The organism is Streptomyces sp. MH60 (genome assembly GCF_002939385.1).
GTDB lineage: Bacteria > Actinomycetota > Actinomycetes > Streptomycetales > Streptomycetaceae > Streptomyces.
On the sequence record NZ_MULI01000088.1, the window covers coordinates 20,510 to 27,967 of the forward strand.

Below are 7,458 nucleotides of genomic sequence, written 5' to 3' on the forward strand. Positions count from 1 at the left end.
GCGACGGATGGTGGCGGGAGGCCGGCATGGAGGATGCGACGGACCGGATCGCGCGGCCGTGGGGCACACGGGTGCCCTACGGACGGCACGAGACCTGGCCGACCCGGGTGGACACGTTCCTCGCGGACGGGGTGGAGCCCGGCGCGGTGCAGCGCTGGGTGCAGTCCGCGTCGATCCTGCACTCGGACGGCGACGCCATGGACATCGCGGTGGCCGACGGCCGCATGGTGGGCGTGCGGGGCCGGGACGTGGACCGGGTCAACCGGGGGCGGCTCGGCCCGAAGGACCTGTTCGGCTGGCAGGCCAATGCCTCCCGCGACCGGCTGACCCGGCCGCTGGTCCGGCGCGGCGGGCAGCTGGTGGAGACGGACTGGGACACGGCGATGGACCTGGTGGCCGCCCGCTCGCGCGAACTGCTGGACTCGCGCGGGCCGGGCTCGATCGGCTTCTACACCTCGGGGCAGCTGTTCCTCGAGGAGTACTACACGCTCGCGGTGCTGGCCCGGGCCGGCATCGGCACCAACCACCTCGACGGCAACACCCGGCTGTGCACCGCCACGGCCGCGGAGGCACTGAAGGAGACGTTCGGCTGCGACGGCCAGCCCGGCAGCTACGACGACTTCGACCACGCCGACGTGATCGCGCTGTTCGGCCACAACATCGCCGAAACCCAGCCCGTGCAGTGGATGCGGCTCCTCGACCGCCTGGAGGGCGCCGACCCGCCGCGGCTGCTGTGCGTGGACCCGCGCCCCACCCGCGTCGCCCAGCACGCCGCCGTACACCTCGCGCCGCGCATCGGCACCAACGTCGCCCTGCTCAACGCGCTGCTGCACGAGACGATCCGGCACGAGTGGATCGACCGCGACTTCATCGCCGCGCACACCGTGGGCTTCGACGAACTGGCCGCCCGGGTCGCCGACCGCACGCCCAAGTGGGCCGCGGAGATCTGCGACGTCCCCGCCGCCCGGATCGAGGAGGGGGCCGAACTGGTCGGCACCGCCGACGCGTTGGTGTCCACCGTCCTCCAGGGCGTCTACCAGTCCCACCAGGCCACCGCCGCCGCCGTCCAGGTCAACAACCTGCACCTGATCCGCGGCATGCTGGGCCGGCCCGGCGCCGGAGTCCTCCAGATGAACGGCCAGCCCACCGCCCAGAACACCCGCGAGTGCGGGGCCAACGGGGACCTGCCGGGCTTCCGCAACTGGCAGAACGACGCCCACGTCGCCGACCTCGCGAAGGTCTGGAACGTCGAGCCGGAGACCATCCCGCACTTCGCGCCGCCGACCCACGCGATGCAGATCTTCCGGTACGCCGAGCAGGGCTCGCTGCGGATGCTGTGGATCAGCGGCACCAACCCCGCCGTCTCGATGCCCGAACTGTCCCGCATCCGCTCGATCCTGACGCAGGAGAGGCTGTTCACGGTCGTACAGGACCTGTACCTGACGGAGACGGCGCAGCTGGCCGACGTGGTGCTACCCGCCGCGACCTGGGGCGAGAAGACCGGCGCGCTCACCAACGCGGACCGCACGGTGCACCTGTCCTGCAAGGCGGTGGAACCGCCCGGCGAGGCCAGGCCCGACCTGGACATCTTCCTGGACTACGCGCGGCGCATGGACTTCCGGGACAAGGACGGCGGCCCGCTGATCACCTGGGACGGCCCCGAGTCGGCGTTCGAGGCGTGGAAGCGGTGCAGCGCGGGCCGCCCCTGCGACTACACGGGCCTGTCCTACGCCAAGCTGCGCGACACCAGCGGCATCCAGTGGCCCTGCGACGACCGGGCTCCCGAGGGGACGGCACGGCTCTACACGGACGGCATCAGCTGGGCCCACCCCGACGTGTGCGAGAGCTACGGCAAGGACCTGGAGACCGGGGCCTCGCAGGAGGTCGTGGAGTACCGCTCCCTCAACCCCGAGGGCAGGGCGATGCTGAAGGCGGCCGACTATCTGCCGCCGCACGAGGAACCGGACGAGCAGTACCCGTTCCAGCTCACGACCGGCCGGACGCTCTACCACTTCCACACCCGTACGAAGACCGGGCGGGCGCCCCAGCTGAACGACGCCGCCCCCGACGTGTGGGTGGAGGTCTCCGCCGGGGACGCGGAGCGGCTCGGGCTCGGCGAGGGCGACCTGGTCGAGGTCACCAGCAGGCGCGGTTCCCTGCGCGGACGGCTGCGGGTGAGCGGCATCCGCGCGGGGCTGCTGTTCGTGCCGTTCCACTACGGCTACTGGGACACCGACGGCGGGTCGGGCCCGGGGCCGGACACTCCCGGGCGGGCCGCGAACGAGACCACGATCACCGACTGGGACCCGGCCTCCAAGCAGCCGCTGTTCAAGACGGCCACGGCCGCGCTCACCCTCGTGGAACGCGGGGACGGCCGGCCCTCCCCGGCACCGACCACCACCGCGTCGGCACCGGTCGCCGCGGGTACCGCCCCGCCCACCTCGGGCGGACCGGCGGCGCGCACGACGGAGCGGGAACCCACCGCGTTCCCGCACGGCCACGAGGGAGGTGCCCGGTGAACGGCATCACGCTGACCCTGCGCACGCTGCACCGCGGCGAGCGGCGGCTGGCACACGACCTGGTGACCGTCGCCGAGCGGCACCGCACCGAGCACGAGGTCCACCACGTCGCCACCGACCTCGCCGTCTGGTCACGCGAGCACGTGCGGCGGCTGGCCGAGAGCGCCGCGGAGCACGGCGTGAAGCTGGGCGAGGCGCCGGACCACTCCTCGGACGGCGTCTTCGCGACCCTGCGCAAGAAGGCGTCCGAGGCGGTCGTGCACCGACCGGAGCCGGGCCTGCTCCTCCTGCGCGACCTGCGGGAGCTGCACGTCGCCGCGGCGGAGAACTCCCTGCACTGGGAGATGCTGGCCCAGGCCGCCCAGGCGTCGAGGGACAGCGGGCTGCTGGCGCTCGCCTCCTCCTGTCACCCGCGGACACTGCGCCAGATGCGCTGGACCAACACCATGATCAAGAACTTGTCGCCGCAGATCCTCACCAGCCTGTGACCTGCGTGTTCCCCGCTCGGCGCGGTACCGGAGGGCACGGGTGCCGCGCCGGACGCCGAATGGCGCCGACCGCCGGGGGCACCTGATGATCCCAGTGGGGCCCCTCCCCCGCTGATGACCCCCCGTTGGCATCCCCTTGGAGAGAGCGAGACAGCGTCATGAGTCTTCTGCGTCTGGCCGGCCGGCCGATGCTCGCCTCGATGTTCGTCGCGGGCGGCCTGCAGTCTCTGCGCAGGCCGCAGGACGTGGCCCCGGCGGCCGAGCCGGTCGTGCGGCCGGTGGCCGACCGCGTGCCGGTCCTGCCGGACAGCACCGAACAACTCGTACGGCTCAACGGCGCCGTCCACGTGGTCGGCGGGATCATGCTCGGGCTCGGCCGCTGTCCGCGGCTGGCCGCGCTGGCCCTCGCGGTGACGCTGGTCCCCACCACGCTGGCGGCGCACCGGTTCTGGGAGGCGGCGGACCCCGCCGACCGCGCCCAGCAGCGCATCCACTTCCTGAAGAACCTGTCCATGATGGGCGGGCTGCTGATCGCGGCCGACGACACGGGCAGCGCGCCCTCGTTGCTGTGGCGCGGCCGGCACACCGCCCATGATCTTCGGCACGACGCCCACCTGGTGCACCGCTCGGTGCGGGCCGCCGCCGGTCCCGCGGCGCGGGCGGGCGGCATCCGGGCCAAGCTCGGGGCCTGAACCGGGCGTTAGCCCACGGCGCCCGGGGGACCCGGTCGTCCGAACGCACGTGGCGGATCGGACCCGTGACGCCACGACTGTCTGGAGGTGGAGTGGAACATGGGCCACGGAGGAAACGTCATCGACGAGCTGACGACCGATCACCGTGAGGTCGAGGAGCTCTTCGGCAAGATCGAGGCACTGCCGCCCGGTCACAAGGACCGCAAGCTGTACGCCGATCAGGCCACGATCGAGCTGATCCGGCACTCGGTGGCGGAGGAGGCGTATCTCTACCCGGCGGTCCGGGAGCACGTGGCGAACGGCGGCGCGCTCGCGGACAAGGAGCTGGAGGACCACGCCGAGGCCGAGCAGATCATGAAGGATCTGGAGGGCTGCGCGGCGGACGACGCCGACTTCGACCGGTTGATCGGCAAGCTGATGAGCGAGATCCGCGAGCACGTCGCCGACGAGGAGGACAACCTGTTCCCGCGGCTGCGCGAGGCGTGCCCCGCACAGGCCCTGGACGAGTTGGGCGACAAGGTCCGTCAGGCGAAGAAGACGGCGCCGACCCGACCGCACCCTTCGGCCCCGGACAAGCCCCCGATGAACAAGCTCCTCGCTCCCGGCGCGGGCATGGTCGACCGGGTGCGGGACGCCCTGTCGGGGCGCGGCAAGTCCGGCTGAGCGATCACCGTCGGCACCACCTGCGAGGGCCCGTCGCCGCGGCGACGGGCCCTCGCAGGTGGTGTGCCGGGCGCGCGGGCGGCGCGCGTTCTCACGCCCACCACTCCTCCCCCGCCCGCCCGTCCGTCGTCTCCCCGTCCGGCGCCGGGAAGGGCTCGCGCCGTCCGCGGAAGGCGGCGACGGTGCGTTCCAGGCCGTCCTGCCAGGTCACGCTCGGCAGCCAGCCGAAGATCTCCCGGGCGAAGCCGGTGACCGGCCGGGGCGGGACGTGCCCGTCGCCCGGGTCCTCGACGAACTCCAGCGGCGAGTCGGAGCCGGTCAGCTCGATCACCAGGCGGGCGATCTCCGCGCCCGTGGGCTCCTCGTCGCCCCCGATGTCCACGGGCCGTACCGAACGGCCGGCCGCGACCAGCAGCACGCCGTCGACCATGTCGTCGACGTAGCACAGGGGGTGCGTCCCGCTGCCGTCCCCGGGGACGGTGACCGGCCGGCCGGCCAGCGCCTGCTCGATGAGCGCGGCCGGTGTCGCCCCGTCGTCCGCCGGCATGCCGGGACCGTAGCCCGCGAAGAGCCGGACGATCCCGGCGTTCGAGCCGTGGGCGCCCGCGTGCGCGGCGACCAGGGCCTCGGCGAACCGGACGGCCTCGGCGCAGGCGCGGTGCGGGCCGACCGGGTCGGCCTCGTCCAGGACGTCGCCGCGGGCGCCGGGGTTCGGCGGGGGCGAGGAGGCGAGCAGGAACCGGGCGCCGTCCCGGTCCGCGACGGCCAGTGCGGTACGGGTGCCCAGACTGCCCGCGTCGAGGGCCTGAACGGGCCGCTCCGGCCGGGCGGCCGGGGACGCGGGGCCCGCCAGGTGCAGGACGAGGTCGTAGGGGCCGGTGAGCGCGTCCGCGCAGCCGGGTTCGGAGATGTCCCGTTCCAGGAAGCGGAAGCCGGGGCGGCCCGCCAGATGGGCCACCTTCTCGGCCCGCCCCGTGGAGAGGTTGTCCAGGCAGTCGACCTCGGCCCCCGCGTCGAGCAGCCGGGTGCACAGGTGGGAGCCGAGGAAACCGGCGCCGCCGGTCACCAGGACGCGGTCCCAGGGCGTGCGGGACTCCCCCCGCGGGCTGAACGCCGCCATCGGCATCATGAGGACGACCTTTCTCCCTCGGAGCGCTGAACAGCGTGCCCCGAGTGCCCCACCGGGGCCCTCACATGCTCCGACGCCCGCCGACCGGGACCACGCACCGTGACGACGGTCACGGCCCGCGGGTCCGCCGCCCGCCCGCGGGCCGCTGTGATCAACCGCACTCGCCTCGTCAAGTGCGGCACCGGCAGCGGCGGTTGCTCCGTCCGGGCCGGGGGCGGGGCGGGGACCGGCGACGACTCGCCGGTCCGTTCTGCCACGATGGTCGGCGCCGTATCCGGATCGGTGGAACGGCCGCGCAGCGCAGCCGGCCTACTCGTTCCCCTCCGCTTCCCCTTCGGGTCCCGCGACCCGCCTTCGAGTGGCGCACTGTGTCTTCTTCCCCCGTCTCCGCCCCGCTGCCCCCTGCCGCCTCGCTGTCCGGTCCGCCCGGGTCGCGCGAGCCGTCGCAGGCGTCCGAGTCGTATGAGTCCTCTGAGTCGTCCGCATCGACGAGCCGCTCGCCGTGGCGGTCCCTGAGGCACCGCAGCATGCGCTGGTGGTCGGTCGCGAACTTCGTGTCGAACGCCGGTACGTGGATGCAGCTCACCGTGCAGAACCTGCTGGTCCTGCAGATCACCGGCTCCGCCGCGGCGGCGGGCCTGTCGATGTCCGTCCAGGCCGCGCCCGCGCTGCTGATCAGCGTGTTCGGCGGTGCGGCCGTCGACCGCTGGCCGCGCAGACTGACCGCCGCGGTCAGCCAGGCACTGCTCGGGGCGGTCGCGTTCGCGACCGCCCTCATGGTGGCGCTCGACCGGCTCGACGTGACCTCCCTGATGGTGCTGGCCGCCGTCACCGGCGTCGTCGCCACGGTCGACGGTCCGGCGTGTTCCCTGCTCGGCAACGATCTCGTCCCGCGCGAGGACGTGCCCTCCGCGATCGGGGTGGGCGCCCTGGTGCACCAGGCGGGCCGGCTCGCGGGCGCCGCGCTCGCCGGTGTGACGGTGGGATTCCTCGGCACGGCCGCCGCGTACGCCGCCAACGGGCTGTCGTTCCTGTTCGTGGCCTCGGTCATCCCCTTCCTGCGCCCGGCCCGGGGTGCGGTCCGGCCCGCGGGGGCGGCGAAGGACCGCGGTGCGAAGGACACCATGAGCGTGCGCGAGGGGCTGACCTTCTTCGCCCGCCGCCCCCGGCTGCTGGCGCTGGCCGGTGTCACGGGGGTCAGCGCGGTCTTCGGGCGCAACTACCAGCTGACTCTGGCCGTGCTGGTCACCGGGCCGCTCGCGGGCGGCGCGGGGTCCTTCGGCACGGTCTCCACGGTGCTGGCGGTCGGCGGCATCGTCGGCGCCGTCCTCGGTGCCCGGCTGCGCCGCCCCTCCGTACGGGTGGTGGGCGCGCTGGCGGCGGCGGGCGGGCTGCTGCAGGTGGTGGCGGGGCTGTCGCCCTCGCTGGCCGTCCTGCTGGTGATGGTGCTGCCGATGGCCGTGGTGGAGTCCGTCTCCGACACCGCCGGTACGGCGGTGCTCCAGACCGACCCGCCCGCGCACCTGCGGGGCCGGGTGCTCGGGGTGTGGGGCAGCATCGGCACGGTGTGGGGTCTGGGCGGGCCGCCCGCACTGGGCCTCCTGATGGAGCTGGCCGGTGCCCGCGGCGCCCTGATCGCGGGCGGGCTGATCATCGCCGGCACGATCGGCGCGGGCCACCTCCTGCGCGAGCGCCGGGCGACGGTGCCGAGGGTGTCGCCGGTGGCGAACCTGGAGACGGCTGCCTGAGGGCCCGCCCGCGGGCGCGGGGCCGCGCTGATCAGGCGACGAGGGCCTGGCCCGGGTCCAGGCGGGACACGAGCCCGGCGTGGTGCAGGGCGGCGACGGGGGCGACGAGGTCCGGGTGGCGCAGCAGAGCCGCCGCCCGGCGGTCGGCGTCGTCGGGTGCGAGCAGGCGGCGGAACTCCGCCGGTGTCCCGGCCGAGGGGCCGCCCTCGGCCAGCGCGG

6 protein-coding genes and 1 pseudogene are annotated in these 7,458 nt (G+C 74.3%); 5 read left to right on the forward strand and 2 right to left on the reverse strand.

Annotation, left to right across the window (positions count from 1 at the left end):
* The first annotated feature begins 26 nt into the window (after positions 1-26).
* The 4 genes from BZZ08_RS33230 (at position 27) to BZZ08_RS33245 (ending at position 4,362) form a co-directional block, all read left to right on the forward strand.
* Complete coding sequence (locus BZZ08_RS33230; RefSeq protein WP_104635913.1) at positions 27-2,519, forward strand: molybdopterin-dependent oxidoreductase; 2,493 nt, start codon at positions 27-29, stop codon at positions 2,517-2,519.
* Positions 2,516-3,007 (forward strand): hypothetical protein, encoded by a 492-nt coding sequence (locus tag BZZ08_RS33235; RefSeq protein ID WP_104635914.1) that lies wholly within the window; start codon positions 2,516-2,518, stop codon positions 3,005-3,007. Before BZZ08_RS33230 ends, BZZ08_RS33235 begins: the two co-directional genes overlap by 4 nt.
* A gap of 158 nt (positions 3,008-3,165) precedes the next feature.
* Positions 3,166-3,699, forward strand: a complete 534-nt coding sequence (locus BZZ08_RS33240; RefSeq protein WP_104635915.1) for a DoxX family protein — start codon at positions 3,166-3,168, stop codon at positions 3,697-3,699.
* Between the two features lie 99 nt (positions 3,700-3,798).
* Complete coding sequence (locus BZZ08_RS33245; protein WP_104635916.1) at positions 3,799-4,362, forward strand: hemerythrin domain-containing protein; 564 nt, start codon at positions 3,799-3,801, stop codon at positions 4,360-4,362.
* 91 nt (positions 4,363-4,453) lie between these two features.
* Here the strand turns inward: BZZ08_RS33245 and BZZ08_RS33250 are convergent, their stop codons facing one another.
* Complete coding sequence (locus BZZ08_RS33250) at positions 4,454-5,491, reverse strand: NAD-dependent epimerase/dehydratase family protein (protein WP_104635917.1); 1,038 nt, start codon at positions 5,489-5,491, stop codon at positions 4,454-4,456.
* Positions 5,492-6,018: 527 nt separating this feature from the next.
* Here BZZ08_RS33250 and BZZ08_RS33255 point away from each other — a divergent pair.
* On the forward strand, positions 6,019-7,239 hold the full coding sequence (locus tag BZZ08_RS33255) for an MFS transporter (protein ID WP_241965630.1): 1,221 nt from the start codon (positions 6,019-6,021) through the stop codon (positions 7,237-7,239).
* Positions 7,240-7,270: 31 nt separating this feature from the next.
* On the opposite strand, the pseudogene BZZ08_RS33260 reads toward BZZ08_RS33255, so the two are convergent.
* Positions 7,271-7,458: pseudogene (locus BZZ08_RS33260) on the reverse strand (hypothetical protein); the annotation flags it as partial.